Origin of the sequence: Streptomyces sp. NPDC052109 (genome assembly GCF_040680195.1) — a bacterium.
Classification (GTDB): domain Bacteria; phylum Actinomycetota; class Actinomycetes; order Streptomycetales; family Streptomycetaceae; genus Streptomyces.
Genome location: NZ_JBFAWF010000003.1, coordinates 307,023 through 333,866 on the forward strand (window position 1 = coordinate 307,023; position 26,844 = coordinate 333,866).

20 protein-coding genes and 1 pseudogene are annotated in these 26,844 nt (G+C 72.7%); 7 read left to right on the top strand and 14 right to left on the bottom strand.

The genetic code is table 11. From position 1 onward, the window contains the following. Window positions 1-140 precede the first annotated feature (140 nt). On the top strand, window positions 141-3,515 hold the full coding sequence (locus AB0L59_RS10085) for a pyruvate carboxylase (protein ID WP_365581371.1): 3,375 nt from the start codon (window positions 141-143) through the stop codon (window positions 3,513-3,515). Window positions 3,516-3,611: 96 nt separating this feature from the next. Here AB0L59_RS10085 and AB0L59_RS10090 read toward each other — a convergent pair whose 3' ends face one another. The 7 genes and pseudogenes from AB0L59_RS10090 to AB0L59_RS10120 form a co-directional block, all read right to left on the bottom strand. Further along, window positions 3,612-4,073, bottom strand: coding sequence for a hypothetical protein (locus tag AB0L59_RS10090; protein WP_365581373.1), 462 nt, complete (start codon window positions 4,071-4,073; stop codon window positions 3,612-3,614). 91 nt (window positions 4,074-4,164) lie between these two features. Continuing rightward, window positions 4,165-4,941: a polysaccharide lyase family 7 protein gene (locus AB0L59_RS10095; RefSeq protein ID WP_365581374.1), complete on the bottom strand. Its 777-nt coding sequence runs from the start codon at window positions 4,939-4,941 to the stop codon at window positions 4,165-4,167. A 111-nt stretch (window positions 4,942-5,052) separates the two neighbouring features. Then, the gene (locus AB0L59_RS10100) at window positions 5,053-6,261 is read right to left on the bottom strand and encodes a chitinase (protein ID WP_365581375.1); all 1,209 of its coding nucleotides are present in this window, start codon (window positions 6,259-6,261) and stop codon (window positions 5,053-5,055) included. A gap of 228 nt (window positions 6,262-6,489) precedes the next feature. Beyond that, a pseudogene (locus tag AB0L59_RS10105) lies at window positions 6,490-8,532 on the bottom strand (TIM-barrel domain-containing protein); the annotation flags it as partial. A 641-nt stretch (window positions 8,533-9,173) separates the two neighbouring features. Then, complete coding sequence (locus AB0L59_RS10110; protein WP_365581376.1) at window positions 9,174-9,389, bottom strand: tautomerase family protein; 216 nt, start codon at window positions 9,387-9,389, stop codon at window positions 9,174-9,176. A 26-nt stretch (window positions 9,390-9,415) separates the two neighbouring features. Beyond that, window positions 9,416-10,324 carry an SDR family oxidoreductase gene (locus tag AB0L59_RS10115; protein ID WP_365581378.1) on the bottom strand — a complete coding sequence of 303 codons (909 nt, stop codon included), beginning with the start codon at window positions 10,322-10,324 and terminating at the stop codon, window positions 9,416-9,418. Window positions 10,325-10,356: 32 nt separating this feature from the next. After that, window positions 10,357-11,112, bottom strand: coding sequence for an SDR family oxidoreductase (locus tag AB0L59_RS10120; protein ID WP_365581379.1), 756 nt, complete (start codon window positions 11,110-11,112; stop codon window positions 10,357-10,359). A gap of 141 nt (window positions 11,113-11,253) precedes the next feature. Between AB0L59_RS10120 and AB0L59_RS10125 the strand changes: the two genes are divergently transcribed. The 3 genes from AB0L59_RS10125 (at window position 11,254) to AB0L59_RS10135 (ending at window position 16,272) form a co-directional block, all read left to right on the top strand. Beyond that, window positions 11,254-12,123 (top strand): helix-turn-helix transcriptional regulator, encoded by an 870-nt coding sequence (locus tag AB0L59_RS10125; protein ID WP_365581380.1) that lies wholly within the window; start codon window positions 11,254-11,256, stop codon window positions 12,121-12,123. 278 nt (window positions 12,124-12,401) lie between these two features. After that, a complete protein-coding gene (locus tag AB0L59_RS10130) occupies window positions 12,402-13,526 on the top strand; it encodes a GNAT family N-acetyltransferase (RefSeq protein WP_365581381.1) in 1,125 nt (374 codons plus the stop codon). A 106-nt stretch (window positions 13,527-13,632) separates the two neighbouring features. Beyond that, on the top strand, window positions 13,633-16,272 hold the full coding sequence (locus AB0L59_RS10135; RefSeq protein ID WP_365581383.1) for a glycosyl hydrolase: 2,640 nt from the start codon (window positions 13,633-13,635) through the stop codon (window positions 16,270-16,272). 41 nt (window positions 16,273-16,313) lie between these two features. Here AB0L59_RS10135 and AB0L59_RS10140 read toward each other — a convergent pair whose 3' ends face one another. Genes AB0L59_RS10140 through AB0L59_RS10165 form a run of 6 tightly spaced genes read right to left on the bottom strand, consistent with a single transcriptional unit; the run spans window position 16,314 to window position 21,903 of the window. Further along, window positions 16,314-16,892, bottom strand: coding sequence for a hypothetical protein (locus AB0L59_RS10140; RefSeq protein WP_365581384.1), 579 nt, complete (start codon window positions 16,890-16,892; stop codon window positions 16,314-16,316). Between the two features lie 40 nt (window positions 16,893-16,932). Next, a complete protein-coding gene (locus AB0L59_RS10145) occupies window positions 16,933-17,685 on the bottom strand; it encodes an ABC transporter ATP-binding protein (RefSeq protein ID WP_365581386.1) in 753 nt (250 codons plus the stop codon). Between the two features lie 3 nt (window positions 17,686-17,688). After that, entirely contained in the window at window positions 17,689-19,299 is a 1,611-nt protein-coding gene (mdlC, locus tag AB0L59_RS10150; protein ID WP_365581388.1) for a benzoylformate decarboxylase, read from the bottom strand. After that, window positions 19,296-20,141 (bottom strand): ABC transporter permease subunit, encoded by an 846-nt coding sequence (locus AB0L59_RS10155; protein WP_365581390.1) that lies wholly within the window; start codon window positions 20,139-20,141, stop codon window positions 19,296-19,298. Before AB0L59_RS10155 ends, mdlC begins: the two co-directional genes overlap by 4 nt. Next, window positions 20,138-20,938 carry an ABC transporter permease gene (locus tag AB0L59_RS10160; RefSeq protein WP_365581392.1) on the bottom strand — a complete coding sequence of 267 codons (801 nt, stop codon included), beginning with the start codon at window positions 20,936-20,938 and terminating at the stop codon, window positions 20,138-20,140. The genes AB0L59_RS10155 and AB0L59_RS10160 overlap by 4 nt, the downstream gene beginning before the upstream one ends. After that, window positions 20,935-21,903 carry an ABC transporter substrate-binding protein gene (locus tag AB0L59_RS10165; RefSeq protein WP_365581393.1) on the bottom strand — a complete coding sequence of 323 codons (969 nt, stop codon included), beginning with the start codon at window positions 21,901-21,903 and terminating at the stop codon, window positions 20,935-20,937. Before AB0L59_RS10165 ends, AB0L59_RS10160 begins: the two co-directional genes overlap by 4 nt. Window positions 21,904-22,043: 140 nt before the next feature. Between AB0L59_RS10165 and AB0L59_RS10170 the strand changes: the two genes are divergently transcribed. Then, entirely contained in the window at window positions 22,044-22,910 is an 867-nt protein-coding gene (locus AB0L59_RS10170; RefSeq protein ID WP_365581395.1) for a DUF1932 domain-containing protein, read from the top strand. A gap of 222 nt (window positions 22,911-23,132) precedes the next feature. On the opposite strand, the gene AB0L59_RS10175 is transcribed toward AB0L59_RS10170, so the two are convergent. Continuing rightward, window positions 23,133-24,140 carry a Ppx/GppA family phosphatase gene (locus AB0L59_RS10175; protein WP_365581396.1) on the bottom strand — a complete coding sequence of 336 codons (1,008 nt, stop codon included), beginning with the start codon at window positions 24,138-24,140 and terminating at the stop codon, window positions 23,133-23,135. Between the two features lie 203 nt (window positions 24,141-24,343). Here AB0L59_RS10175 and AB0L59_RS10180 point away from each other — a divergent pair, with 203 nt between their 5' ends. Next, entirely contained in the window at window positions 24,344-25,258 is a 915-nt protein-coding gene (locus AB0L59_RS10180; RefSeq protein WP_365581397.1) for a DNA-3-methyladenine glycosylase 2 family protein, read from the top strand. A gap of 359 nt (window positions 25,259-25,617) precedes the next feature. Then, window positions 25,618-26,799, top strand: coding sequence for an FAD-dependent oxidoreductase (locus AB0L59_RS10185; protein ID WP_365581398.1), 1,182 nt, complete (start codon window positions 25,618-25,620; stop codon window positions 26,797-26,799). Window positions 26,800-26,844: the final 45 nt, after the last annotated feature.

The following is a 26,844-nucleotide window of genomic DNA, read 5'->3' on the forward strand; positions in this document are numbered from 1 at the left end:
GTGGCGCCGCCCACCCCGGCCATGTGATGGTTTTCGCACGTCGACACGGGCGGCCACCCCCTAAGGTTGCCCCGAGGTACGGCAGGGCGTGGCTGACACCATGGTGTTCGTCGCCGGCAGGCAGCTGAAGGGAATCCAGGATGTTCCGCAAGGTGCTGGTCGCCAACCGTGGAGAGATCGCGATCCGCGCGTTCCGGGCGGGCTTCGAACTCGGTGCGCGCACCGTCGCCGTGTTCCCGCACGAGGATCGCAACTCACTGCACCGGCTGAAGGCCGACGAGGCGTACGAGATCGGGGAGCCGGGACACCCGGTGCGGGCCTACCTCTCCGTCGAGGAGATCGTGGCCGCCGCCCGCCGGGCCGGCGCCGACGCCGTCTACCCGGGTTACGGCTTCCTGTCCGAGAACCCCGAACTGGCCCGCGCCTGCGAGGAGGCGGGCATCACCTTCGTCGGCCCGAGCACGGCCACGTTGGAGCTGACCGGCAACAAGGCCCGCGCGGTCGCCGCCGCCCGCGCCGCCGGCGTGCCCGTGCTCGGCTCCTCCCAGCCCTCCACCGACGTGGACGAACTGGTGCGCGCCGCCGAGGACATCGGCTTCCCCGTCTTCGTCAAGGCCGTCGCGGGCGGCGGCGGGCGCGGCATGCGCCGCGTCGCGGACCCCGCCCAGCTGCGCGAGTCCATCGAGGCCGCCTCCCGCGAGGCCGACGCCGCGTTCGGCGACCCGACCGTCTTCCTGGAGAAGGCGGTCGTCGACCCGCGCCACATCGAGGTGCAGATCCTCGCCGACGGCGAGGGCAACGTGATCCACCTCTACGAGCGCGACTGCTCGCTCCAGCGGCGCCACCAGAAGGTCATCGAGCTCGCCCCCGCCCCCAACCTCGACCCCGAGGTACGGGCACGGATCTGCGACGACGCGGTGCGCTTCGCCCGCGAGATCGGATACCGCAACGCAGGCACCGTCGAGTTCCTCCTCGACCCCGACGGCAACCACGTCTTCATCGAGATGAACCCGCGCATCCAGGTCGAGCACACCGTGACCGAGGAGGTCACCGATGTCGACCTCGTCCAGGCCCAGCTGAGGATCGCCTCCGGGGAGACCCTCGCCGACCTCGGCCTCGCCCAGGACACGATCACCCTGCGCGGCGCCGCCCTGCAGTGCCGCATCACCACCGAGGACCCGGCCAACGGCTTCCGCCCGGACACCGGCCGGATCAGCGCCTACCGCTCCCCGGGTGGCTCCGGCATCCGCCTGGACGGCGGAACCACCCACGCCGGTACGGAGATCAGCGCGCACTTCGACTCGATGCTGGTCAAACTCACCTGCCGGGGCCGGGACTTCAAGGCGGCCGTCGGCCGGGCCCGGCGTGCAGTGGCCGAGTTCCGCATCCGCGGCGTGGCCACCAACATCCCGTTCCTGCAGGCCGTGTTGGACGACCCGGACTTCCAGGCGGGCCGGGTCACCACCTCCTTCATCGAGCAGCGCCCGCACCTGCTCACCGCCCGCTCCTCCGCGGACCGCGGCACCAAGCTGCTCACCTACCTCGCCGACGTCACGGTCAACAAGCCGCACGGCGAACGCCCCGACCTGCTCGACCCCGTCACCAAGCTGCCCCCGCTGCCGGCCGGCGAGCCCCCCGCGGGCTCCCGCCAGCTGCTGGTCGACCTCGGCCCCGAGGGCTTCGCCCGCCGGCTGCGCGAGTCGCCGACCACCGGTGTCACCGACACCACCTTCCGTGACGCCCACCAGTCCCTGCTCGCCACGCGCGTGCGTACCAAGGACCTCCTCGCCGTCGCCCCCGTCGTCGCCCGCACCCTGCCGCAGCTGCTCTCCCTGGAGTGCTGGGGCGGCGCCACCTACGACGTCGCGCTGCGCTTCCTCGCCGAGGACCCCTGGGAGCGGCTCGCGGCGCTGCGCGAGGCCGTGCCCAACATCTGCCTCCAGATGCTGCTGCGCGGCCGCAACACCGTCGGCTACACCCCGTACCCGACCGAGGTGACCGACGCCTTCGTGCAGGAGGCCGCCGCCACCGGCATCGACATCTTCCGCATCTTCGACGCCCTCAACGACGTCGGCCAGATGCGCCCCGCCATCGACGCCGTACGCGAGACCGGCACCGCGATCGCCGAGGTCGCCCTCTGCTACACCGCCGACCTCAACGACCCGGCCGAGCGGCTCTACACCCTCGACTACTACCTGCGCCTGGCCGAGCAGATCGTCGACGCCGGCGCGCACGTCCTCGCGATCAAGGACATGGCCGGCCTGCTGCGCGCCCCGGCCGCCGCCAAGCTCGTCTCCGCGCTGCGCCGCGAGTTCGACCTGCCCGTGCATCTGCACACGCACGACACGGCCGGCGGCCAGCTCGCCACCTACCTCGCCGCGATCCAGGCGGGCGCCGACGCGGTGGACGGCGCGGTCGCCTCCATGGCCGGCACGACCTCGCAGCCCTCGCTGTCGGCGCTGGTCGCCGCCACCGACCACTCCGACCGCCCCACGGGGCTCGACCTGCAGGCCGTCGGCGATCTGGAGCCGTACTGGGAGGGCGTCCGCAAGATCTACGCCCCGTTCGAGGCGGGCCTCGCCTCCCCGACCGGCCGTGTCTACCACCACGAGATCCCGGGCGGCCAGCTGTCCAACCTGCGCACCCAGGCCGTCGCCCTCGGCCTCGGCGACCGCTTCGAGGACATCGAGGCCATGTACGCCGCCGCCGACCGCATCCTCGGCCGCCTGGTGAAGGTCACCCCGTCCTCCAAGGTGGTCGGCGACCTCGCCCTGCACCTGGTCGGCGCCGGTGTCGCCCCGAAGGACTTCGAGGAGACCCCCGACAGGTTCGACATCCCGGATTCGGTGATCGGCTTCCTGCGCGGCGAGCTGGGCACCCCGCCCGGCGGCTGGCCCGAGCCGTTCCGCACCAAGGCGCTCCGGGGCCGGGCCGCGGCCAAGCCGGCGCCCGAACTGTCCGCCGAGGACCGCGAGGGCCTGGCCAAGGACCGCCGGGCCACCCTCAACCGGCTGCTGTTCCCCGGCCCCACGCGGGAGTTCGACACCCACCGGCAGACCTTCGGCGACACCAGCATCCTGGACAGCAAGGCCTTCTTCTACGGACTGCGTCCGGCCAAGGAGTACGCCGTCGACCTGGAGCCCGGCGTCCGGCTGCTGATCGAGCTGCAGGCGATCGGCGAGGCCGACGAACGCGGTATGCGCACGGTGATGTCCACGCTCAACGGCCAGTTGCGGCCCATCCAGGTCCGCGACCGGAACGCGGCCTCGGACGTGCCGGTGACCGAGAAGGCCGACCGCGCCAACCCCGGCCATGTGGCGGCGCCGTTCGCCGGTGTGGTGACCCTCGCCGTGGCCGAGGGCGACGAGGTCGCCGCCGGCGCCACCGTCGCCACCATCGAGGCGATGAAGATGGAGGCCACCATCACCGCGCCCAGGGCGGGCCGGGTCTCGCGGCTGGCCATCAACCGCATCCAGCAGGTGGAGGGCGGCGACCTGCTGGTGGAACTCGACTGACGCCCAGGGCGCCTGACGCACCGCGCGCCGCGGCCGGGGCTCCGGTCGCGGCGCGCCCATCCGTGGCCCCCGGCCCGACCCGGGGAAGGCCGGGTGTCAGTCCCAGAGCGGGTAGGTCATGACCTGGTTGAAGCCGTCCGGCCGGGCGCCGGTGTAGGTCAGGCTCATCTGGGCGTAGCGCTGGAAGGACGGATGCTTCTTCCACTGCTCCCGCCCGGTGAGCCGGATGACGACCGGGTAGCTGTGGAAGGTGCCGGCCGCGCAGTACGGCTTGCAGTCGTTGACCCAGTTCACGCCCACGGCCTTCGCCCCGTTCGGACCCCACTGGGTCCACTGGAGGCCGGCGAGCCGGCTGTTGCCGTCGCCGCAGGCCAGGATGAATTCGGCCGGGCGGACGTTCTTGTGGAAGAAGCAGTCGACGAGCACGGGCCGGGTCACACCGGCCCGCCCCCCGGCCGCGGCCGGGGTCGGCGGACTGGCAGAGGCCGTCGTCATCGCCGCTGTCAGCAGGGCTCCCGCCGCCAGGGTGACCGCCGTTCCCACCAGTGTTCCGCGCATGGCCGCTCCCACCGTCGTGCTGTGTCCGACCGTCCACTCGACGCTACGACCGCGCGGCCGTTTGCACCAATCGCGCAGGTCGCGCGGCGTGTCACCCGTGCTTGACAGTCAGGCCGTAGAACGCGACACGGGCGCCGTTGGTGGTGCTGTCCGAGGACGACTGGTTGTAGGACCCGGCCTTGAAGTACTGCTTGTACGGCTGGAACGACGACGGGATGGCGTAGTGGGTGGTGCTGCCGTTGACGGTCAGGTCGATGGTGTTCCCGCCCGAGACGGCGATGGTGTAGCTCCAGGTCTTGCCGATCGAGACATGTCCCACGGTGTGCGTGGTCTGCCCGCCGGACGGGGAGTTCTCCGTGCCGAGGACGATGTCGCCGTTGGCGTGGTAGTACAGCTCCAGCAGCGGCTTGGTGGAGGAGCCGCCGCTGCCGAGGTGGATCTGGCCCACGCACACGTTCTTCGTCACGGACACCACGCGCAGGGTCGCGTTCATCCTGTGCGACCCGGACAGCGCCCAGTCGGCGGCGCTGCCGTCGCGGTTCATCTCGCGCAGCTCGGAGCGGGCGTAGTTGGAGTTCGGCGTGGTGACGCCCTTCTCCGGCGCCCAGAAGGTCATGGCCCCGTCGCGGGTGTCGGTGTAGAAGTACGCGTCCTGGTAGCCGTTCGCCCCCTGGAGCCGGGACGAGGGGATCGTGGTCGGGCTGCCCGGGGAGCCGACGGGCTCCTGGAGCTCCCAGAGGGACAGGTCGAAGTTGCCGCCGGGGGCGACATGCGGGTCGGCAGCGAGCGCGCTGGGGCTGCCGAGGAGGGCGAGCGCGAGGGCGAGGCCCGTGGTGGTGGGCACCGCGAGGAGCCGTACTCGGGTCATGGTGGGTCCCTTCGTCAGACCGGGATGCGTTCAGCTATGTGAACACTGAACGCATCCTTGGTCGCCGGTGACCCGAGAAGCTAGAGGTCTGAACCAGAGCCGTCAAGTGGGTCAGCAGGCGCCCTCGTCCTGCCACGGGCCCCATTCCGAGGCGCCGGGCACCTCGTTCTGGGTCCACCACTTGGCCTTCCAGTTGTGCTTGTTGTACGAGACCTCGTCCCCGGCCGTGTACACCGCCGACGAACTCCACGCCGTCTTGCAGGTGGTCGGGGTCGGGGTCGGGGTGGGCGTCGGCGTGGTGGTCGGCGGGGTCACCCCCGCGAACTTCACCGAGTACTTGGCGAAGTCCCAGTCGTTCTGCGCCACGCTGGAGCAGGTGCCGGACGTGCGGCCGCCGTTGTCAGGCGGACTGCACTGCCGGTCGCGGTTCAGGGACCAGAACGTGAACCGGTCCATGTTGTGGCTCGTCGCGTAGTCCAGCACGGTCTGGAAGTCCGCCTGGGTGAAGTACTCGCCCGAGTCGCTGCGGCCGTTCATGCCGGAGAAGCCCTCGTGGGCGTACGCGGTCGCCTGGTCCCAGCCGAAGGTGGACTGCAGGATCGCGTTGAAGTTGGTCAGCGCGCTGGTCTGGCTCGCCGCGCCGTTGAAGCCGCCGTCGAACGGCATGATGGAGAAGTTGTTCGGCGTGAAGCCCTGGGACTTGGCCTCCAGCAGCATCTGCTTGCCGAACCAGCCGGTGCCGTCCGCGGTGCCGGCCGTCGTCACGGAGACGTACAGCCCCGGGTTGTTCTGCTGGAGGATCTTGGCCGCGCCGATCTCGTTGTGGATCGCCGCCGTGTTCTCGTACTCCGGCTCCTCCAGGTCGAAGTCGATCGCATGCAGGCCGTACTTGGTGATGACCTGCTGGTACGCCGCCGCCGTGGACGCGGGGTCGGCGCAGGCCTGGCCGAGCTTCGTGCCGCCGTAGCCGCCGATGGAGACCGAGACGTCACCGCCCTTGCCGCGGATCGTGTTGATCATCGACTGCACGGCCGTGTCCGAGGAGACCGGTGCGGTGCCGCCCCAGGTGGGCGAGCAGCCACCGCCGTTGGGGGCGAGGACGAAGGCGAGCTGGAAGGCCTTGAGGCCGGTGGCGTCCATGATGGCGGCCGGGTCCGGCGGATCGTTGTCCAGCGGCATGAGATAGGGAGCGGCGGCGTACCAGCGGTTGCCGAGCGCGGTGGTCGCGCCCGAGGCGTTGCTCGCCACGAGCGCGGTGGTGCCCGCGGCGGCGAGCGTGACGGCGGCCGCCGCGCCCAGACATGCCCGAAGAGGTCTCACTGCGTGCCTCCGGAGGGTGGGGGTGGGGAGGTCCCCGGAACAGGGGGAGCCCCACCCTCCGGGAGCTGTTGCGGTCACGTCAATGAGTTGGACTAGACCAACGCTCACTTTGGACTAGACCATACGATTCTTTTACTTCCCGTCGACCAGGCGCACAAGGAAGCCCCGGTCCAGGGACAGGGTCGGTGTGGTGACGGTCGTGACGTGGGTGCCGGGGTCGTACGACCAGGCGGATGCGGGCAGTTGGCGTCCGTCGAGGAAGACCCGCCGTGGTGCCGTGTCGCCGTGCACGGTGAACCGGTAGGAACGAGCGTCCACCTTGCCCGCGTACGCACCCCTGCTCGCGCCCACCGACACGGTCGTGCCGTCGCCCCCGGTGCGTACGGACACCCGCTGGGCGGCGGCCGCGCCCCGGGTGAAGTCGCGGGTCACCCCGTCGTCCTCGTACAGCGTGTAGTGGCGGGTGCCGTGGGCCGCCGGATACAGGTCCCAGTCCAGCTCGTGCCGGTCCCGGGTCTGCCAACTCGTCGTCCCCTTCGGCCACATCGGCACGATCGCACCCTCGCGTACGAACAGCGGGAGCGTGTCGAGGGGGGCGTGGTAGCCGTTGACCGTGGTCGGGCCCTGGTAGGTGCGGCCGGTCCAGTAGTCCGTCCAGGTGCCCTTCGGCAGGTAGATGCCGTCGCGGGTGTCGGAGTCCTGGTACACCGGGGCGACGAGGAAGTCGGGGCCGGACAGGAACTCGTACGTCGCCTGGTCCGACAGCGTCCCCGGGTCGTCCGGGTACTCCAGCCACAGTGGACGCACCGCGCCCACACCGGTCTTCGCCGCCTCGGCGGACAGTGTGTACATGTACGGCAGCAGCCGCTCCTTCAGCTGCAGGTACTTCCGGTTGATCGAGGTGTACGGCTCCCCGTCCAGCCAGGGCTGCTGGTCGGCGGGCTTCCTGGTCGTGACGTCGGTCGCCCAGCCGTCCATGGTCATGATGGCCGGCAGGAACGCCTTCCACTGCAGGTCGCGGGCGTACATCTTGGCGTCGTGGCCGTAGATGCTGCCCACGTCACCGGTGTTGTACGCGATGCCGGACAGGGTCGCGCCGGCGTAGGTCGGGATCTGCCAGCGGATGTAGTCCCAGGACAGCTTCTGGTCGCCGCTCCACAGCACCCCGCAGCGCTGCGCACCCGCCCAGGACACCGGCAGCCAGACGAAACCGCGGGCGTCGCTGTTGTCCTCGATCCCCTTCTTCGCGGCGTCGCACGCGTCCAGCGCGAACCTGTAGCCGTTGCCGACCCAGGCCACGTCCAGCTTGGCCACCCGCTGGCCCGCCTCGACCTGGTCGGCGAGCTTGTCGATGCCGTCCTGGGTCCACAGGCCGAGCTGGGCGTGGTGGTCCTGCAGGCCCTGGGCGGTCTGCTCCAGGTTCTCGTACCCGCAGCCGTAGCCGTCGTTGACCAGCATCCAGCCGAGCGGCATCTGATGCTGCGTGTATCCGTCGGCGGTCTTCAGCGCGTCGAGGGTGTGCCGTTCGCCCCGGTTGGCGTTGTGCAGATAGCAGTCGGAGTCGCCGGGTTCGAGCCCGTACACCGGCGGCATGAACGGCTTGCCGACCAAAGCGGTGTACTCCCCGATGACTTGCTTGGCGTCGCCGAGGAAGTAGTAGGCGTCCAGGCGCCGTTCCTGCTGGCCGGTGGTCACCGGCGAACCGAAGGTGTACACGCCCGGCGCGAAGGTGTTGCGGAAGGCGCCGTAGCCCGCGCTGGAGAGGTAGAAGGGCTGGGAGTTGTTGTAGCCGCCCTCGTCCCAGTCGAAGCTGTTGGACACGTACATGGTCCGCCCGCGGTGCGAGAAGCTGCCGTTCTGCTCGCCGCCGCCGAAGAACTGCTCGTCCGGGCCCCGCTGGAGGCTCTGCCGCATCCCGCCGGTCGACCAGCGCAGCGGCTTGTCCTCCTGCCAGATCCGGGTGCGGTCGTCGGGCTTGTACAGCCCGAAGCGCAGCGGCTTCTTGTACACGCGCAGCACGGCCTGAGGCGAGCGGATGCCGTAGTAGTCGCCCGCGTCGAACGACGAGGTGTGCCGCTCCGCGGCGGGCTCCTTGCGCACGATCGCCGAGCCCGCCGGATCGCTCAGCGAGCCGGACGGGTCGGCCTGCAACCGCAGTTGACCTCCCGTCAGGAAGTCGGCCTGTGCCACGAGCCGCCCGGCTGCGACGGTGTACCTGCCGGCGCCGCCCGAGAAGGACGTGAGATCGCCGGCGTCCGTGGTCGCGGGCAGGTAGGCGGCACCGGTGAAGGAGTTGGCGTGCACGTCGTACGGCACGACGACCACGTGGTAGGTCCCGGACGCCCGCGGGATCACCGTGGCCTCCGGGTCGGCGGTGCCCGCGCTGGACGCCACCTGCTTGCCGTGGTCGTCGTAGACGTACAGGTCGAAGTCGTCGGAGGGCCTGTCCCACGTGATCGACAGCGGCACGCCGCCCTCGGGGTTGTCGTCCCAGTAGCCCGCCGGCACCGAGACCGTCAGGTCGAAGCGGTCGCAGACCCTGTTGTCCGGATCGGCCGCCGCGTCCGGGCAGCTCTCGGGCCCGCCGCCGGTGCCTTTGGCGTAGACCGGGCTCTGCCAGCCGACGCTTGCGTGGGCCGGGTCGAGTACGGCGCCGGAGGCGGTGGCGGCGGCCTGGGCGGGCGCCGGGACGGCGAGCGCGGTGGCCGCCAGGGCGGTCGCCAGCCCCAGCGGTACCCAGGCCGGCCACGGCACACGGTGTCGAAGTCTTCGCACGGCGGAACAGCTCCCCTCGCAGCACTGCGGACTGACTGTTCTTGCTCTCGATGCGCGTAAGCGCTCGAAATATGCTTCGATCGAGCAGTTTTACGCACGAAGACTCAGGGTTGGCACAGGTTCATGTCAAGAGCGCGTCAGTCCACAGGCGGCTCCTGGAGCATGGCCAGGGTCAGCACACCGCCGCCGATGCCCCAGCCGCCGTCCGTCACCTCCTCGACCAGGACCATGGTGCTGGCGCGGGCCCGGTCGCCGTAGATCTCGGCGTACAACTCGGTCGTGCGGGTGACGATCAGCTCCTTCTGCTGGTCGTCCAGGCTTCCGGCGGGCACCTTGAAGTTCGCGAACGGCATGATGGATCTCCTCACTTGACGGCGGATCAGAGCGAACTGCCCGTGGCGAGCAGGTCGTCGAGGCCGGCACGGCGGAAAAACTCGGCCCGGATGCGGTCGGCGACCGCGGACACGACCTCGCTGCCGTCAGCGGCGGGGTCGACGTGGGTGCGCAGCGGCCGGCGGCCGGCGGGCAGCTCCACCAGCCGTACGACGGCCGCGGCGACCTCCGCCGGGTCCGCGTCCGGCGGGATCAGCGCCGCGAGCCGCTCGTCCAGCCCCGTCAGCAGGGCGCCGTAGCGCTCGTCGTAGGCGGCCGCGCGCCCCGTGTCGGCGGGCGTGCCCGCGTGCAGGAAGTGGTTCGTACCGGAGGTGAAGGCGCCGGGCACGACGATCGCCGTGTCGATGCCGAACCGGACCAGCTCACCGGCGTAACTGACCGCCGGCGCGTCCATCGCCGCCTTCGCCGCGAAGTACGGCCCCAGGAAGGGCGGACAGCCGCCGCGGGTGCTGGAGCTGCCGATCCACACCAGCAGGCCCTCGCCGCGGTCCCGCAGATGCGGCAGCGCGGCCCGGTTCAGGCGCTGGGCGCCCAGCACGTTGACGTCGTACAGCTCCGCCAGTTGCTCGGGGGTGAAGGCTTCGGCGGGGCCGGAGACCATGTGGCCCGCGTTGTGGACCACCACGTCCAGCCGGCCCTCGGCGGCCAGCACCCGGGCCACGGCCGCGTCGGCGGAGTCCTGGGCGGTGACGTCCAGGTCTACGGCGTACAGGCGGACGCCGTGTTCGGCCGCATAGTGGTCCAGGCTCGCCACGGCGGCCGCGTTGCGGTCGGCCGCCTGCCGGATCCCCGCGTAGACGGTGTGACCGGAGCCGGCGAGGGCGCGCACGGTCAGCGCGCCGAATCCGCTGGAGGCGCCGGTGACCAGGATGGTTCGGGGAGTGTCGGTCGTCATGGTTCCTCGCTGCAAGTGGGGGTGGCCGGTGGTCAGACGAGTCCGCCGTTGGCGCGCACGACCTGGCCGTTGATCCAGTGGCCGGCCGGGGAGGCGAGGAACGCCACCACCTCGGCGACCTCCGCGGGCGTGCCGAGGCGTTCCAGCGGCGGCTGAGCGGCCAGGCGGGCCACGGTCTCCTCGTCCTTGCCGTCCAGGAACAGCTCGGTGGCCGTGGGCCCGGGGGCGACCGTGTTCACGGTGACGTCCCGGCCGCGCAGTTCCCGGGCCAGCACCAGGGTCAGCGCCTCGACCGCGCCCTTGCTCGCGCTGTAGACGCCGTACGTGGGAAAGGCCAGGCCCACCACGGACGTGGAGAAGCCGACGAACGCGCCGCCCCGGCGCAGCGTACGGGCCGCCTCCCGGGCGACCACGAACGTGCCGCGGATGTTGGTGCGGTGCAGCGCGTCGAGCTCAGCGAGGTCCAGTTCGGCGATCGGCGCGAGATACATCCGGCCGGCCGTGTGGACCACGACGTCGACTCCGCCGAACTGTTCCGCGGCCGTCCGGAACAACGCGGCGACCTGCTGTTCGTCGGCGACATCGGCGCGCACGGCGACCGCGCTGCCGCCGGCCGCGGTGATCTCCTGGACCGCGGCCTCGGCCAGGTCGCGGCTGCCCGCGTACCCGATCACCACGGCGCAGCCGGCCGCGGCGAGCCGGCTCACCGTGGCCCGGCCGATGCCGCGGGACCCTCCGGTGACGACGGCGACACGGGGCGCCGAGGGGGTGCTTGCTTCGGTGGACATGAGATCTCCTGCCGCTGTGGGGCGTGGCGCCCGGTGGGTGACTCCACCGTGGGCCGCCGCAGCGGCGGCAGCCACGGCTGCGCTCACCCTGGGGCCGGCAACCCCTGGCTCCGCATGTCCCGAGGCGCGACCATGGAGGGCGTGAACCATGCAGAGGTGGCCGCCTTCCTGAAGTCCCGGCGCGACCGGGTCCGCCCCGCCGACGTCGGACTGCCCGTGGGCCCCCGCCGCCGGGTCCCGGGCCTGCGCCGCGAGGAGGTGGCCCAGCTGGCCGGTCTTTCGGCCGACTACTACACCGAGCTGGAGCGGGGCCGCGGCGCCCAGCCCTCCGCGCAGGTCCTGGCCGCCCTCGCGCGTGCGCTTCGGCTCGGCGGAGACGAACGCGACCACCTCTTCCACCTCGCCGACCGTCCGCTGCCCGCCGAGGCGTCCGGGCCCACCGCACTCGCCCAGCCTGCCCTGCTCGGCCTGCTGGACCGGCTCACCACGACACCCGCCCAGGTCATCTCCGACCTGCACGAACCCCTCGTCCAGAACCCCCTCGCCGTGGCGCTGCTCGGCGAGATGCCCCCCGGACGCGGAACCGGGCGGAGCTTCGTGTACCGCTGGTTCACCGACCCCACCGCCCGTGGCCTCTACCCGGCCGAGGACCATCCGCACCACTCCCGCGTTTGCACCGCCGACCTCCGGGCTGTCGCGGCCCGGCGCGCCAAGGACCCCGACGTCACCGGGCTGGTGGCCACACTGCTGCGGCGCAGTACGGAGTTCGCCGAGCTGTGGGAGCAGCGGGAGGTGGCCCTGCGCCGCACCGACCACAAGCGGATCGTCCATCCCTCGCTCGGCGTCATCGAGCTGGACTGCCACAACCTCTTCAGCGAGGACGGCCGTCAGCGCCTGCTGTGGTTCAGCGCCCCGCCCGGCACCGAGGGGGCCGCGCAGCTGGAGCTGCTCTCGGTCATCGGGACCCAGGACCTCAGCGCTGCCGAGGGGGCGGGGCGCCGGCCCAGCTGAGGGAGCCGAGGCCGACTTGTCACGAAGTCGCCACACCCGTGGCGGATCATCCGTCGCCTGAGGCACCCTTGACAGTGTGCGTACTGTTTCGCGACGTTTGAGCAGTCGCGCGCGGAGGGGAATTCTGCGCACATCGGAACCAGCGACAGGACGCGCCCGGCGCGTCATGGGGGGAGCGGTCGCCATGCGATCCATGAGCCACGATCCATACGCCTCACCGGTCTGTGCCGCCTCGGGCACACCGTTCGCCGAGCCTGCGGAAGGACGGTCGAACTGAGGTGGAGATCACCATCCACAGACCCGGTGAGCTGACACCCGAGCAGCGCGGGGCCTGGCACCGTGCGATGGACGAGTCGCCCGAGTACGCCAATCCGTTCCTGGCACCGGAGTTCGCGATCGGCGTCGGCCGGTACCGCGGCGGGGCGCGGGTGGCGGTCCTGCGCGAGGGCGGGGAGGCCGCCGGGTTCTTCCCCTATGAGCGGGGGCCGTTCGGGACCGGGCGGGCCATCGGGCTGGGGCTGTCCGACTGCCAGGCCCTGGTGCACCGGCCCGGGGTCACCTGGAACGCCGAGGAACTGCTGCGGGCCTGCGGGCTCGGCATCTTCGAGTTCGACCATCTCGTCCAGGAACAGCGTCCGTTCGCACCGCACGTCACCGGCACCTTCGCCTCACCCGTGATCGATGTGAAGCCCGGCGACGGCGGCTACCCCGACTGGCTGCGCGGCACTTATCCGGGGCTGGCCAAGACCACGCTGAAGAAGGAACGGCGGCTCGGCCGGGACATCGGCGAGGTGCGTTTCGAGTTCGACGAGCGCGACCCGCAGGTACTGCGCACGCTCATGCGCTGGAAGTCCGCGCAGTACCGCAGGACCGGCCGCATGGACCGGTTCTCCCGGCCGTGGATCGTGGGCCTGGTCGACCATCTCTTCCGCGTCCGTGAGGAGCACTTCACCGGAGTGCTGTCGGTGCTGTACGCGGGCGACCGTCCGGTCGCGGCCCACTTCGGCCCCCGGTCGAACACGGTACTGGCGGCCTGGTTCACCGCCTACGACCCCGAACTGCACTACTACTCACCGGGGTTGATGATGCATCTGCGCACCGCCGAGGCGGCCGCCCGGGCCGGGGTGACCCTGGTCGACCTCGGCCGCGGCGACAAGGAGTACAAGGACTGGCTCAAGACCCGCGAGCTGCGGGTCGCCGAGGGCTTCGCGGCCCGCCGGCACCCGGTCGCGCTGACCTGGCGGCTGTGGCGCAGGCCGGTGCGAGGGCTGCGCAACACGGTCAACGCCCATCCGCAGCTGCGCGAGCCGGCCGACCGGCTGCTGAAGACGCTGGGCAGGGTGCGCAGCCAGGGCGTGGCGGCCCCCTCGGGAGCCCGCAAGAGTCACCTCCCGGAGGGGTAGTCACTGGCAGGTTCTCGTCAAACTTTCGCCAAGCGGCGGACGTTTTCACGCCAACGTGATCGGGTCTCCTGCGTCAGCAGTCTCGCTGCACCTCGGGAGGTCCTTGGTGTCCGTACCAACCCACAGAAGGCGGTGGTTCACCGTCTGTGCGCTCACCGCGTCCGCCGCACTCGTCGCGATCCCTCCGTCTTCCGCCTCCGGGCGCTCGCCGAGCCCCTTCGGTGTCCGTGTTCTCGGCCAACTCGCCAAGGAGCGCGCGCAGTCGGTGGGCGCCATGTCCCCGCACGCGGCGGCGGACGACGACGGCGGCAACGAGGCGGACGAGATCGCCGAGGGCGCGGACCAGTACGCCGAGGCCCGTACGTCGCCGGGTGTGGTCGCCCCGGGCGCGTACGGCGCCGCCTGGCACGACCTGACCAACCTCAGGAGCACAGGCGGCAGATGGCACAACATCACCGACCTGCCGTACAACTCGGACGACCCGCGCTACCGTGACATCGACTCCAACTCCAGCGGTGGAAGCGGCAATGTCACCGGCCGGATGGCCGCGATCGCCGCCGACGACGACGGTTACGTCTACGCGGGCAGCGCCGGCGGCGGGGTGTGGCGCTCGCGCAGCGGGGGCGGCCACTGGCAGCCCATCAGCGACCGGCTCCCCGCCCAGTCCACCGGCGCCCTCGCCCTCGACGGCGCGGGCCGGCTCTGGCTGGGCACCGGCGAGGCCACCACCAACGCCGACGCCTACCTCGGCAGCGGCGTCTACGTCCTCACCCAGCCGCACCACGGCACCTTCTCCGCACGCAGCCGGGTCGGCGGCGACGAGCTGGAGAGCACCACCATCCACGAGCTGCGCTTCGGCGGCGGCAAGGTGTGGGCGGCCACCAGCGAGGGCGTGTGGAGCCACTCCACGAAGAAGCTCGGCGGTCCCTGGAAGCTGGAGTTCGCACCCAACCCCGACTTCATGCCCGGCGGTTCGAAGGCCGACGACCCGGACGCCCCGTACAAGAACATCGCCAACGACATCGCCATCGACCCCAAGGACCCGTCCAAGGTGGTCCTCGCCGTCGGCTGGCGCAGCGGCGACGACTACAACGGCTTCTACACGAAGACGGGCGGCACCTGGACCCGGATCACCAGCGGCCTCGGTGACCTTCCCGCCGACGCGGACAACGTCGGCAACGTCACCTTCGCCCGCTCCGCCGACGGCTCCCGCTACTACGCCATCGAGCAGTCCCCGGAGCAGCTGAACACCAACCCGGACAGCGGCCTGGAGGGCATCTACGTCTCCAGGTCCGGCTCCCCGGCGGGCCCCTGGACGAAGATCGCCGACTACAAGGGCCTGGCCGCCGACAACTCGGCGCTGACGACGGCCGGTTACATGCCCGGCGTCCAGGCCTGGTACAACCAGTTCCTCGCCGTCGACCCCAGCGACCCGCAGCACGTGTACGCGGGCCTGGAGGAGGTCTACGAGACCAAGGACGGCGGCGGCACCTGGTCCACCGTCGGCCCGTACTGGAACTTCACCTTCTCCTGCTGGAGCATCGACCCGGCCAAGCAGACCGGCGACTGCAACCCCACCACCCACTCCGACCAGCACGGTGTCGCGATCGGCCGCTACCACGGCAAGAGCTTCGTGTACGTCGGCAACGACGGCGGCATCTACAGGCGCCCGGTGAACGGCTCCCAGGACGCCTCCGGGCACGCCACCGACTGGACGTCCCTGAACGACGGCACCATCGACACCCTGCAGTACTACTCCGTCGGCATCGGCAAGGACCTCGACCACGGCGGCCTTTCCGTCACCGGTGGCCTGCAGGACAACGGCCAGTCGATCCTGCGCGGCGACGACAGGGTGATGGGCTCCAACTTCGGCGGTGACGGCGGCGACACCCTCACCGATCCCGCCAACGGCTGCGACATCGCCCAGGAGTACGTCTACCTCGCCGTCCAGGTGACACAGAACTGTGCGGTGAACGACGGAAGCTGGGTCACCGACCCGAGCAAGGCCACCTCGTACTCGGTGGCCCCGCCCGACAACGCCACCAGCGAGGCCCGGTTCATCGCCCCGCTGGCGGCGGACATGAAGGACGGCAACACCTGGGTCGCCGGCGGCCGGCACATCTGGGTCCAGACCCACGGCTACGCCATCCGCAGCGGCAAGGAGTGGACCAGCGTCCACGACCTGGGCGCCGGCCGCACCGCGACCGCCGTCGCCGCGTCCGGCGGCAAGGTCTACGCCGCCTGGTGCGGCCCCTGCAACAACCAGGGCTTCGCCCGTGGCATCGCCGTCGGAAACGCGGACGGCACCGGCTGGCACGACATCAACCTGCCGGTGGACGGCACGGTGCCGAACCGCTACCTGAGCGGCTTCGCGGTCGACCCGAAGAACGCCGACCACGTCTTCCTGGCCGTCAACGGTTTCTCCCGGCACTGGACCGAGGGCCCCGGCGCCGGCGTCGGCCATGTCTTCGAGTCCACCGACGGCGGGACGACCTGGAAGGACGTCTCGGCCAACCTGCCGGACGTGCCCACCAACTCGGCGCTGGTGACGGCGGACGGCGGCCTCGCCGTCGCCACCGACCTCGGCGTCGTCTACCGCGCCCCGGGCCACGCCACCTGGCAGCGGATCGGCAGCCTGCCGGCCGTCGCGGTCCTCCAGCTCAAGACGAGCCCGGACGGCGGCACGCTGTACGCCGCCACGCACGGCCGGGGGATCTACACGGTCAAGGTGCGAGACCTGCGCTGACGGATCGATCCATCAGGAGGGGCGGTCCCGGCGCTCCGGGATCACCCCTCCTGCGCGTACGGCACCACCAGCACGTCCAGTGTGAGGACCGGGCGTGCGGCGCCTGCCACGTCGGGTGCCTTGGCGGATGCGGTGACCTCGGCCGTACCGCCCCGGGTGCCGGCGCAGCGCAGGGTCGCGTGCGCCGTGCCGTCCGAGTCCACCCGCCAACCGGACGGCACGACGAGCGCCGGAGCCGAACTCAGCACGCCCGTCCACCGTTTGTCGTCCGGGCGTGGCCGCAGCACGAGCGTCACCACCGTGCCGGGGCGGACGCACAGCCGGCGCCGGACCGGGTCGCCCGGCGAGACGGCGACTTCCGCCTGCCCGGCGACGCAGGCGCGCGCCGAGGGGCCGGCCGGCGCCCCGGAAGGAGGGGCGGCCGGCGTGGTCGTCCCGCCGGAGGACGCGGGGCCGCCCGGAGAGGCCGGGGCGCCGGGCGGCGCCGACGCACGGGGCGACGAGGGCCGCGGTGACCGGCTCCCGGAGGCTCCCGCCTTCGCGCCCCCGCCCCCCGACGCCCCGCAGCCCGCCAGCACGACGACCACCGCGATCGCGCAGCCACCCGCCCACCACCGCATGCCACACCTCCCGGCCTCCTGGTACGCCTCCCAGGATGCCTCAGCCTGCTCCGCGGACGGCCCGTCCGACCTCCGTGCGCAGTCTCACGAACCCGGGAAGGCCCCGCGTGGTGAGCTGGTCCCGCTCGCCGGGGAGGTCGACCGGGAGGTCGCGGACGACGCGGGAGCCAGGGCCGGCGGAGAGGACGACCACGCGGTCGCCGACGTACACGCTCTCGTCGATGTCGTGGGTGACGAACACGATGGTCGTGTCGTCCGAGCGGTGGACCTCCAGCAGCAGGTCCTCCAGATCCTCGCGGGTGCCCGCGTCGAGGGAGCCGAACGGCTCGTCCATCAGCAGCAGGGCGGGCCGGCAGACGAGGGCGCGGGCGATGGCGACCCGCTGCTGCATCCCGCCGGACAACTCGCGGGGATGGCGCCGGGCCACCCCGTGCAGGCCGACGCGTTCGAGGATCGTCTCGGCCTCGGCCCGGCGGGCGGAGCGCCCGAGGCCCCGGCGGCGCAGCGGCAGGGCCACGTTGTCGCGGACGGTGAGCCAGGGCAGCAGCGAGCGGCCGTACTCCTGGAAGACGACCGCGAGCCGCTCGGGTACGCCCGTCACCGGTGTCCCGTCGATCGTGACGGAGCCCTCCTGGGTGGGCAGCAGCCCGGCGATGGTGCGCAGCAGCGTGGACTTGCCGCAGCCCGAGGGGCCGACCACGCTGAGGAACTGCCCGTCGGGCACGGTGAGGCTGATGCGGTCCAGAACGTGCTGGTCGGCGAAGTGACGGCTGACGGAGTCGAGGCGCAGCATCCCTCACCCGGCCCAGGGCTCGTACAGGGTGCCCGCGCTGCCGCTGACCCGCAGGTGCAGCAGGAAGGGGCCGGTGTCGTCACCGCGGGCCAGCGCGTGGTCGAGCGCGGCCGGCAGCTCCCTTGCACGCTCGGCGCGGGCCGCCGGGCAGCCGAAGGACTCCGCGAGGGCCGCGAAGTCGATGCCGGTGATGTCCGTGCCGGGGACGGGCACGACGCCGATCCGGCGGCCCAGGGCGCGGACGGCCGCGTAACCGCCGTTGTCCAGCAGGACGTAGGTGACCGGGGCCGCGTGCCGGGCCGCGCTCCACAGGGCCTGCACCGTGTACAGCGCCGAGCCGTCACCGACCACGCACACCACCCGGCGCCGGTCGGCGAGCGCCCGGCCCACCGCGAGGGGCAGGCCCCAGCCGAGCGCCCCGCTGCCCGTGGTGAGGAAGGCACCGCTCGACTCGACGGGCACGCGCGCGTGCAGCGTGTCACGGTGGCTCGGCGCCTCCTCGACGAGGACCCGGTCGCGCGGCAGCCGGGCGCTGAGCAGATCGAAGAACAGCTCCGGGGTGATGTGCCCCTCGGCGCGCGCCGGGGCGGGGGCCGGCCGGGGCGGCGGCGGGTCGCGGTCGGGCTCCTTCCTCAGCAGCCCCGAGAGCCGTTCCAGGGCGGGCCGCAGGGTGGTGACGATGCTGGTGCCGGTGGGCAGCCAGGCGGCCTGGCCGGCGTCGCAGTCCAGGTGGAACAGCTCGGTGCCGGGCGCGAGCGGCGGCCCGTCGTCCGCCACGTGATAGGTGAACACCGGGGTGCCGAGGGCGACCACCACGTCGTACGGGGCCAGGCGTGCGGCCAGTTGCCGGGGGATCGGCGGCAGGAATCCCTGGAACAGCGGATGCGTCTCCGGGAAGCCGGAACGGCCGGAGAGCGGGCTGATCCACACCCCTCCGTGGATCCGTTCGGCCAGCGACCGGACCTGGTCCAGCGCGTCCTCGTCGTCCACGCCCGGGCCCACCACCAGCGCCGGGCGGGCACAGGTGTCCAGCCGGGCGGCTAGCGCGTCGAGGGCCTCAGGGGCGGCCGTGAACGCGGAGTGCACCGTGCGGGGCGCGACGGGCTCGGCGGGCCGGTCCCAGTCGTCCTCGGGCACCGACACGAACACCGGGCCGCGTGGATGGGTCATCGCGGTCCGGTACGCCTCGGCGAGCACCGCCGGCACGTCCTCGGCCCGCTCCGGCTGACGGGCGGACTTCACATACGGGCGCGGGAACAGGGCCGGTTCGTCGGCGCCGAGGAACGGCCGCAACTGGATCAGCGAGCGTGCCTGCTGGCCCGCCACGATGACCAGCGGCACCCGGTCGCGGAAGGCGTTGAACACCGCGCCGAGCGCGTGCCCGACCCCGCCGGCCGAGTGCAGGCTGACGAAGGCGGCCCGCCGGGTGCCGAGCGCGTGCCCGGCCGCCATGCCGACGGCGACGGACTCCTGCAGGCCCAGCACATAGGTGAAGTCGTCGGGCCAGTCGCGGAACATCGGCAGTTCCGTCGAGCCCGGATTGCCGAAGACCGTGGTCATGCCGGTGTCACGCAGAAGCCGTACGACCGCCTCGCGGACCGTGGCCGTCGTCATGCCGTCCTCCCTGTGGATGTCCTGGGGCCGACGAGCCGCTTCTCGACCGCCAGCAGTCCGGTGTTGAGCAGATGGCCCAGTGCGCCGAGCAGCATCAGCGCGGCCCACACGGTGAGCAGGTCGGAGCGTGTCTGGGCGTCGGTGAGCGTGAAGCCGATGCCGTTGTCGCTGCCCGGCAGCAGCTCGGAGAACACCATCAGGATCAGGCACAGCGACAGGCCGAGCCGGAGCCCCGCGCAGATCCGGGGGAGTGCCGAGGGCAGGACCAGGAACCACAGCCGCTCGGGCGCGGTCAGCCGCAGCACGGCCGCCACCTCGAGCCGTAGCGGGTCGGTGGCCCGGGCGCCCTCGGCCGAGTTGATCAGCACCGGCCATACGGCGCTGAACACGATCGACGCCACCTGCATGGGCGTACCGAAGTCGAAGACGACGACGAACACCGGTACCAGCGCGGGCGGCGGCACGGCCCGCGCGAACTGGAGCACCGGGTTGCACAACGCGTACGCCCGCCGCGAGCGACCCACCGCGATCCCCAGGGTGATCCCGGCGACGGCGGCGAGCGCGAACCCGGCCGCCATCCGCCCCAGGCTCGGCAGGATGGTGTCGACGGCGGCCGAGGTGAGGAACAGATGGCCCACGGGCCCGGAGAACCACAGGTCGCGGGCGTGCCGGGCGATCCGCAGCGGCGGCGGGAAGTAGACGCTGCCCTGCGCCCGGGCGGCCAGCTCCCAGCAGCCGACGGCGACCAGGAGCACCGACCAGCGCAGGAGGAAGGGGACGGCCGTGGCCCGGGGAGAGCCGGCTGCGGATCCGGGCCGTTCGCCGGCCTGTGTCTCCGTCATGGGCGCACCCGCTCCGACTTCCCCGATTCCGGGCGGGGTTCCTGCGCCCAGGCGAACAACCGCCGCTCGGCGCCGACCAGCAGACCGTTGATCACCAGCCCGAGAGCGCCCGCCCACACCACCCCGGCCAGCACGTCCCGGGTGCCGTCCGTCTCCGTCTGGGCCTGGGCGATGAAGATGCCGAGGCCCTGGCCGAAGCCGGAGAGGATCTCCGTCGCGACGGCCAGGATCAGCGCGACCCCGGCCGAGATCCGCACGCCGGCGGCGATGAACGGGGCGGTGGCCGGCAGTTGCGCCCGCAGCAGCACCGCGAGCCGCCCGAACCCGAAGGCGCGCAGGGTGTCCTTGGCGAGCGGGTCGGTCTCGCCGAGGCCGTAGACGGTGTTGAACAGCACCGGCCAGAGCGAGGCGTACGCGATCAGCGTCACCTCCGTCCGCGTGCCCGACCCGAGCAGCAGCGACACGAGCGGGATCAGCGCGACGGACGGCAGCGGCCGCAGGAACTCGATCACCGCGCGCACGGCTGCCTCCACGACCGGCACCACACCCAGCAGCAGCCCCAGCGGTACGGCGATCGCACAGGCGAGCCCCAGTCCCAGCGCCCACGCCCGCAGCGTCATCCCGATCCCATCGAGAAACGCAGGGTCGCCCGCCAACCGCGCGGCGCGGGCGAGGACTTCGGAGGCGGGGGGCAGATAGCTGCGCCGTACGATCCCCGCCCGGGCGACCGCCTCGCAGACCCCGAACGCCCCCGCCGCACCGAGCAGGCCCAGCAGCAATTCCTGACGCCGCGTCATTTCACCAGCAGGGGTGTCGGATCGATGTCCTTCTTCACCATGCCCTGGGCGCGCATGAGCTGGATGAGGCGGTGGAGCGCCGCCGGGTCGGCGGTCGCCGGATAGGCGGGCAGATGGATGGACTTGGCCTGGCCGGCCGTCACCTTGGCGTACTTCGGCAGTTCCGCGCGGACCGCTCCGGGATCGTCGGAGGCGAGCTTGGAGGCCGCCTCGACGGCACGACGGAAGCCCGCTGCGGCCTTCGGGTGCTTCTTCACGAAGTCGGCCGTGGTGACGTATCCGCTGGCGGGCAGCCCGAGCGCCGGTCCCGATCCGCCGTCCAGCAGCACGCGGGCACCCAACTCGCCCTGGATGGCGGTGTCGAAGGGCTCGACCGCGTGGGCGGCGTCCACCTGGCCCTTCTGCAGGGCGGGGCCCATCTGCGGGAACAGGAGCTGCCGGTAGACGGGACGCCCCGCGCCCCGGGCGTCCAGGATGGCGTTCAGGGTCAGGGACTGGATGTTGTTGAGGACGGCGACGGCGACCTTCTTGCCCGCGAGGTCCGCGGGTGACTTCAGGGCGGAGTCCTTGGGTACGAGGACGTCCATCATGTGTGGGGCGATCCGGACGCCCTCGGCGACGATGCGCAGGTCCAGGGTGCCCTTCTCGTACGCCTGGAAGTAGGTGACGTAGTTCGCGCTCGCGATCACGTCCACCTGGCCCTTGAGCAGCGCCGGCAACGCCTGGATGCTCTGCTGCACGGGCTGGATGCGCACGTCCAGGCCTTCCTTGGCGAACAGCCCGCGGTCCCGGGCCAGATAGAGGGCGGCGGAGTCGGTGAGCGGCAGTGCCGCCACGGTCAACTGCTCCCGTCCGTCACCGGGGTGCGACGTCCCGCCGCTGCCGCAGCCCACGAGGACCAGTGCCGCCGCGGTGACGAGCGCGGCGAGCCGTTTCGTTCCCGATCGTGATCGACGTAATGCCATACAGGCATGACTACCCTTCAATTGTCATGATCGCTACAGGCCGGGGGGTGTGGGTTTCGGGGTCTTTGGAGCAGGACGAAGCGGGCGCTCAGGAGGCATGCGGGCCGGGTGGGAGGGCGCGGGGCCGTTAGGGTCGCCGTATGGTTCGACGGGACGTGGGGATCCTGCATCCCGGCGCGATGGGCGCACGGGTGGCCGCGCAGGCGGTGGCGGCGGGCGCGACGGTGTGGTGGGTGCCGGAAGGACGCTCCGCCGGCACCCGGGAGCGGGCCGACGAGGCCGGACTGCGTGCCGCCGCGGACCTGGCGGAGCTGGCCGGGCGGTGCCGGATCGTCCTCGGCGTGTGCCCGCCGGCCGCCGCGCTCGATGTCGCGGCGCGCGTCGCCGCCGCCGGCTTCCGCGGGGTGTACGTCGACGCCAACGCGGTCAGTCCCCAGCGGATGGCCGAGATCGGCGCGTTGTTCGCGGACGGCACGGTGACGCTCGTGGACGGCGGGATCACCGGCCCGCCGCCCCGGACGGCCGGCACCACCCGCCTGTATCTGTCGGGCGACCCCGACGCGGTCACGGCCGTGTCCGCGCTCTTCGACGGCACCCTGCTCACCCCGCACCCCCTGACCGGCCCGGTCGGGCGCGCCTCGGCCCTCAAGCTGTCCTTCGCCGCCTACAACAAGATCTCCTACGCCCTCGCCGCACACGCCTCCGCACTGGCCGACGCCCATGACGTCCTCGACGAGCTGCGGGACCTGGCCGCAACTGCGCTTCCCGGCACACCACTCGCCGATCCCGAGCAGCTGGCGAGCGCCGGGCCGCGCGCCTGGCGCTGGGAGCCGGAGATGGAGGAGATCGACCGGGCCTGCGAAGGAGCGGGCGTGCCGGGGGAGTTCGCGCGGGCCGCGGCCGGGACGTTCGGGCGTTGGGACGCCCACAAGGACGATCCGACGGTGACGGCCGACCGTCTCGTCGCCGAACTCCGGCACGGCCCGGGCCAGGACGGAAACCTGTAGCCGGCCGGGGGAGACCCACGACGCAGCGCTCCGCCGCGACCTGTCGGAAGCCGGCCGGTTCGGTTCGGCCGGGTTGAACTGCGGATATCGGCTGGTGCCGGGTCCGGGTCCGGGTCCGGGTCCGGGACCGGGCCGGTCCGCAGGTGGCGATGCCGATCTCCGCCGGGCCGATCTCCGTCGCGCTCCGGCCCTCCGGCGGGTCCCGTCGTGATCCGATCCCGGTCAGGCCGGTGGGCCGGCGATGCGCAGGGTCGCCGCCGGAGACCGCGCTTCCGTGTCGGCCGCGCCGGTCACGTCCGTCCACCAGTCCGCGCCGTCCTCGATGTAGCGCAGCAGGACGCCCTCGCGGATCGCCCACGGGGAGACGACGGCGCCGCGCACCCCCATGAGTTTCAGCGCGGTGTGCCCGACGACCGCTCCGGCCAGGCTCTGCTCGGCGCGCGGCGCGGAGATCCCGGGCAGCTGGGCACGCTCGGCGGCGGGCAGTGCGGCGAGGGTGCGGACCGCCTCGCGCAGGTCTCGGCGGCGCATCTCCCGCTGCACGAACGGGCCGTGCCGGCCGGGCGCCGCCCCGCACAGCCGCGCCAGCTGCTGGAACGTACGGGAGCTGACCGCGGCGGTGCGCGGCCGTTCCCAGCGGATCCGCGAGGCCACGTCCCGCAGCTCATGGCGGATCCGGCGGCGCAGCTCCCTCAGTTCCTCCGGCCCCGGCGGGTCCTGGGCACCGAGGTACTCCTGGGTGAGCCGCTTGGCGCCGAGCGGCAGGGAAGCGGCGAAGTCGGGCAGCCGGCCCCGGCCGAAGGCCACCTCCAGGGAGCCGCCGCCGATGTCGAGCAGCGCGAGCGGTCCGGCGTGCCAGCCCAGCCAGCGCCGGGCCGCCAGGAAGGTCAGCTCGGCCTCGGTCTCGCCCGGCAGGACGCACATGTTGATGCCGGTTCCCGCCGCCACCCGGCACAGCACCTCCTGCCGGTTCGGGGCGCCGCGCACCACCGCGGTCGCGAAGGCCAGCGGCCCCGGCGCATGCCACCCGCGGGCCGTGGCGCCCGCCGCGGACACCGCCTTCACCAGCCGCTCCACCGCCTCGTCGGCGATGGAGCCGTCCACACCGACGTGTTCGGACAGGCGCAGCTTCCACTTCACGGTGTGCACCGGCAGCGGAACGCCGCCCTCCACATCCGCGATCACCAACCGAACCGTGTTCGACCCCGCATCCAACACGCTCACCCGCATGGCCGGGGAGTACCCACTTTCGCGTCAGGAACCCGTCATTCGAGGGGCGCTCGTGCGCACAGCACGGCCGAGGTGCCTCACGGGGGCGCTGTGCGGGGCGCCCGTGCCGGGTGGCACCGCCCGGGCGGTGGTCTCCCTGCGCGGTCGGGGCTTTCGGGGCAGGATGGTCCTCGTGACCGAGGAATCGCAGACGCAGGCGAGCCATGCACCAGCCCCCCGACCGGTCCCTGCACTGGCAGCCCGGCTTCCCCGTTGACGCGAAGCTGACCCTGAAGGGTCTGCGCCGGGGCCCGGTCGACCCCACCCACCGTGTCGAGCCGGACGGCACGCTGTGGCGCACGGCGCTCACGGGCTCGGGGCCGGTCACGTACCGCGTCCGTCAGCAGCGCCTGGACGACCTCCACATCGACGCCTGGGGGGCGGGCGCCTGCGAACTCGTCGACGCCGTCCGCATCGAACTGGGCGCGGGTGACCGCCCTGACCTCTTCCGGCCCGGGCATCCCGTCCTCGAGGCCGCGTGGCGGCGCATGCCGGGCCTGCGCGTGCCGTGCACCGGGCGCCTCTTCGAGGCGATCGTCCCGGCGATCATCGAACAGCGGGTCGTCGGCCTGGACGCCAGCGCGTCGTTCACCCGTCTGGTCCTGGCGTACGGAGCGCCGGCGCCCGGTCCCGCACCCGCGGGCATGCGGGTCCCGCCTGCGCCCGAGGTCTGGTGGACCATCCCGAGCTGGGAATGGCGCAGGGCCGGCGTCGACCTGCACCGCTCCCGCACGGTCGTCGAGGTCGCCCGCCACGCCGCCCAGCTCGACCGGACCGCCGGCGACCCGGTCCGCGCGTACGAGCTGATGGCGAGGCTGCCGGGCATCGGCGCCTGGACCGCGGCCCAGGTCGGCCACCGCGCGCTCGGCGACGCGGACGCGCTGCCGCTGGGCGACTACCACCTGGGCCGCATGACCGGCATGGCCCTGCTCGGCCGCCCCCTGCGGGACGACGAGATCGAGGAGTTCTACGAGCCCTTCCGGCCGCACCGCTACCGGGTCGTCCGGCTGATCGAGCTCAATCCCCGGCTGGCTCCCCGCCGCGCCCCGCGCGCTCCCCTGGGACGGCCGCTGCGTTGAACGGCAGGGCGCTGATGCGGGTGCCCTGACGCGCCGGCCCGGCGGACGCCGCGAGGAGCGGCCTCGGTGGACGTCCGGCGCCCGCCCGGACCACGCGCCCCGGCTCCCGCAGCGGCACAGTGAGTCACGGCTGCGCCGCCGCGGTGTTCCCGGTCCCGCCGGATCCTCCTGGACGTGGCCACCCGGCCGGCGCACCGCCCGGACGCCTGCCGGCCCGGCATCCGACCCCCCACCGCCGGGCAGCACCGGGTGCCGCGTCCTTGCGACCCCGCGCTGTCCGGATCTCGGCCCCCGGGCCGCCGCCGCGCCCGGCCCTGGCCTTAGATGGTCACGACCACTGTCGGCGCGAGGAGCGGCACTTGAGCGGGACGGACGCGACGAGGGTACTGGTGATCGGCGGCGGCATCGCGGGGACGGCGGCCGCGCTGGGGCTGCACAAGGCCGGCTTCGAGGTCACCGTGTACGAGGCACACCCCGACACGGCCGAGGACATCGGGGCGTTCCTGACCCTGGCGAGCAACGGCATGCGCGCTCTGGCCCAGCTCGATGCCACGGACGCCGTCACGGCCGTCGGTTTTCCGCTGACTTCGCTGCGGCTGCTCGACAGCGACGGCACCGAGCTGACGCACGCACCGCTCGGCGAGGTCGCCGACCCCGGGCTGCGCTACCGCTGTCTGCGGCGCGGCGAGCTGAACGCGGCCCTCCAGGGCGAGGCGGTCCGGCGCGGCGTCCGACTGCGCCACGGCGCCCGCCTGGTCGCCGTCACGGACGGCCCGCACGGCGTCACCGCCCGGTTCGCCGACGGCAGCACCGCCCATGCCGACCTCGTCGTCGGCGCCGACGGGCTGAGCTCCACCGTGCGGCGGATCCTCACCCCCGGCGTGCGGCCCGGGTACGCGGGGCAGCGGGTCTTCTACGGCTACTCCGGCACCGCACCCGGCCCGAACGGCACCGGAGTCATCACCTTCGTCCGGGGCAGCGAGACCACCTTCGGGTACGCTGTGGCGCCGGACGGGCAGACGTACTGGTTCGCCCGGGTGAGCACCGAACCCCTGCCCGTCGGCGGTTCTGCGCACCCCGCCCCGTGGCGCGAGGACCTGCTGCCGCTGCTGCGCAAGGACTCCGCACCCGCCGCGGACATCGTCGCCGCCTCACAGGGCCCCGTCATGGTGGTCAACGCCACCGAGATGCCGCTCGGCGCGGTGTGGCACCGGGGACGCGTCCTGCTCATCGGCGACGCCGCGCACGCGGCCTCCCCGGCGACCGGCCAGGGGGCCTCGATGGCCCTGGAGGACGCCGTCGTCCTCGCCAAGGCGCTGCGCGACCTGCCGGGTGCGCCGGCCGCGTTCGCCGCCTACGAACGGCACCGCCGCCCCCGGGTGGAGCACAACATCACCGTCAGCGGCGGTCTCTCCCGCGGCGCCCGGACCCCGGCCCGGCCGGGCCCCGTCGTCGCCCGTCCCGCGGAGCCGGACGAGACGCTCCTGCGCCAACTGGACTGGGAAAGCCGGCTGTTCGCGGCACCACCCGAGCAGCCCTGACCGGCTCCTCAGGCCCGGGCGAACGCGCGCGAAAGTGCAAGAGGC

Bases quoted from the DNA above. Each gene is read 5' to 3' on its own strand.
- AB0L59_RS10085 (WP_365581371.1), top strand. From the start codon at position 141: ATGTTCCGCAAGGTGCTGGTCGCCAACCGTGGAGAGATCGCGATCCGC.
- AB0L59_RS10090 (WP_365581373.1), bottom strand. From the start codon at position 4,073: ATGCGCGGAACACTGGTGGGAACGGCGGTCACCCTGGCGGCGGGAGCC.
- AB0L59_RS10095 (WP_365581374.1), bottom strand. From the start codon at position 4,941: ATGACCCGAGTACGGCTCCTCGCGGTGCCCACCACCACGGGCCTCGCC.
- AB0L59_RS10110 (WP_365581376.1), bottom strand. From the start codon at position 9,389: ATGCCGTTCGCGAACTTCAAGGTGCCCGCCGGAAGCCTGGACGACCAG.
- AB0L59_RS10115 (WP_365581378.1), bottom strand. From the start codon at position 10,324: ATGACGACCGACACTCCCCGAACCATCCTGGTCACCGGCGCCTCCAGC.
- AB0L59_RS10120 (WP_365581379.1), bottom strand. From the start codon at position 11,112: ATGTCCACCGAAGCAAGCACCCCCTCGGCGCCCCGTGTCGCCGTCGTC.
- AB0L59_RS10140 (WP_365581384.1), bottom strand. From the start codon at position 16,892: ATGCGGTGGTGGGCGGGTGGCTGCGCGATCGCGGTGGTCGTCGTGCTG.
- AB0L59_RS10145 (WP_365581386.1), bottom strand. From the start codon at position 17,685: ATGCTGCGCCTCGACTCCGTCAGCCGTCACTTCGCCGACCAGCACGTT.
- mdlC (WP_365581388.1), bottom strand. From the start codon at position 19,299: ATGACGACGGCCACGGTCCGCGAGGCGGTCGTACGGCTTCTGCGTGAC.
- AB0L59_RS10155 (WP_365581390.1), bottom strand. From the start codon at position 20,141: ATGACGGAGACACAGGCCGGCGAACGGCCCGGATCCGCAGCCGGCTCT.
- AB0L59_RS10160 (WP_365581392.1), bottom strand. From the start codon at position 20,938: ATGACGCGGCGTCAGGAATTGCTGCTGGGCCTGCTCGGTGCGGCGGGG.
- AB0L59_RS10165 (WP_365581393.1), bottom strand. From the start codon at position 21,903: ATGGCATTACGTCGATCACGATCGGGAACGAAACGGCTCGCCGCGCTC.
- AB0L59_RS10170 (WP_365581395.1), top strand. From the start codon at position 22,044: ATGGTTCGACGGGACGTGGGGATCCTGCATCCCGGCGCGATGGGCGCA.
- AB0L59_RS10175 (WP_365581396.1), bottom strand. From the start codon at position 24,140: ATGCGGGTGAGCGTGTTGGATGCGGGGTCGAACACGGTTCGGTTGGTG.
- AB0L59_RS10180 (WP_365581397.1), top strand. From the start codon at position 24,344: ATGCACCAGCCCCCCGACCGGTCCCTGCACTGGCAGCCCGGCTTCCCC.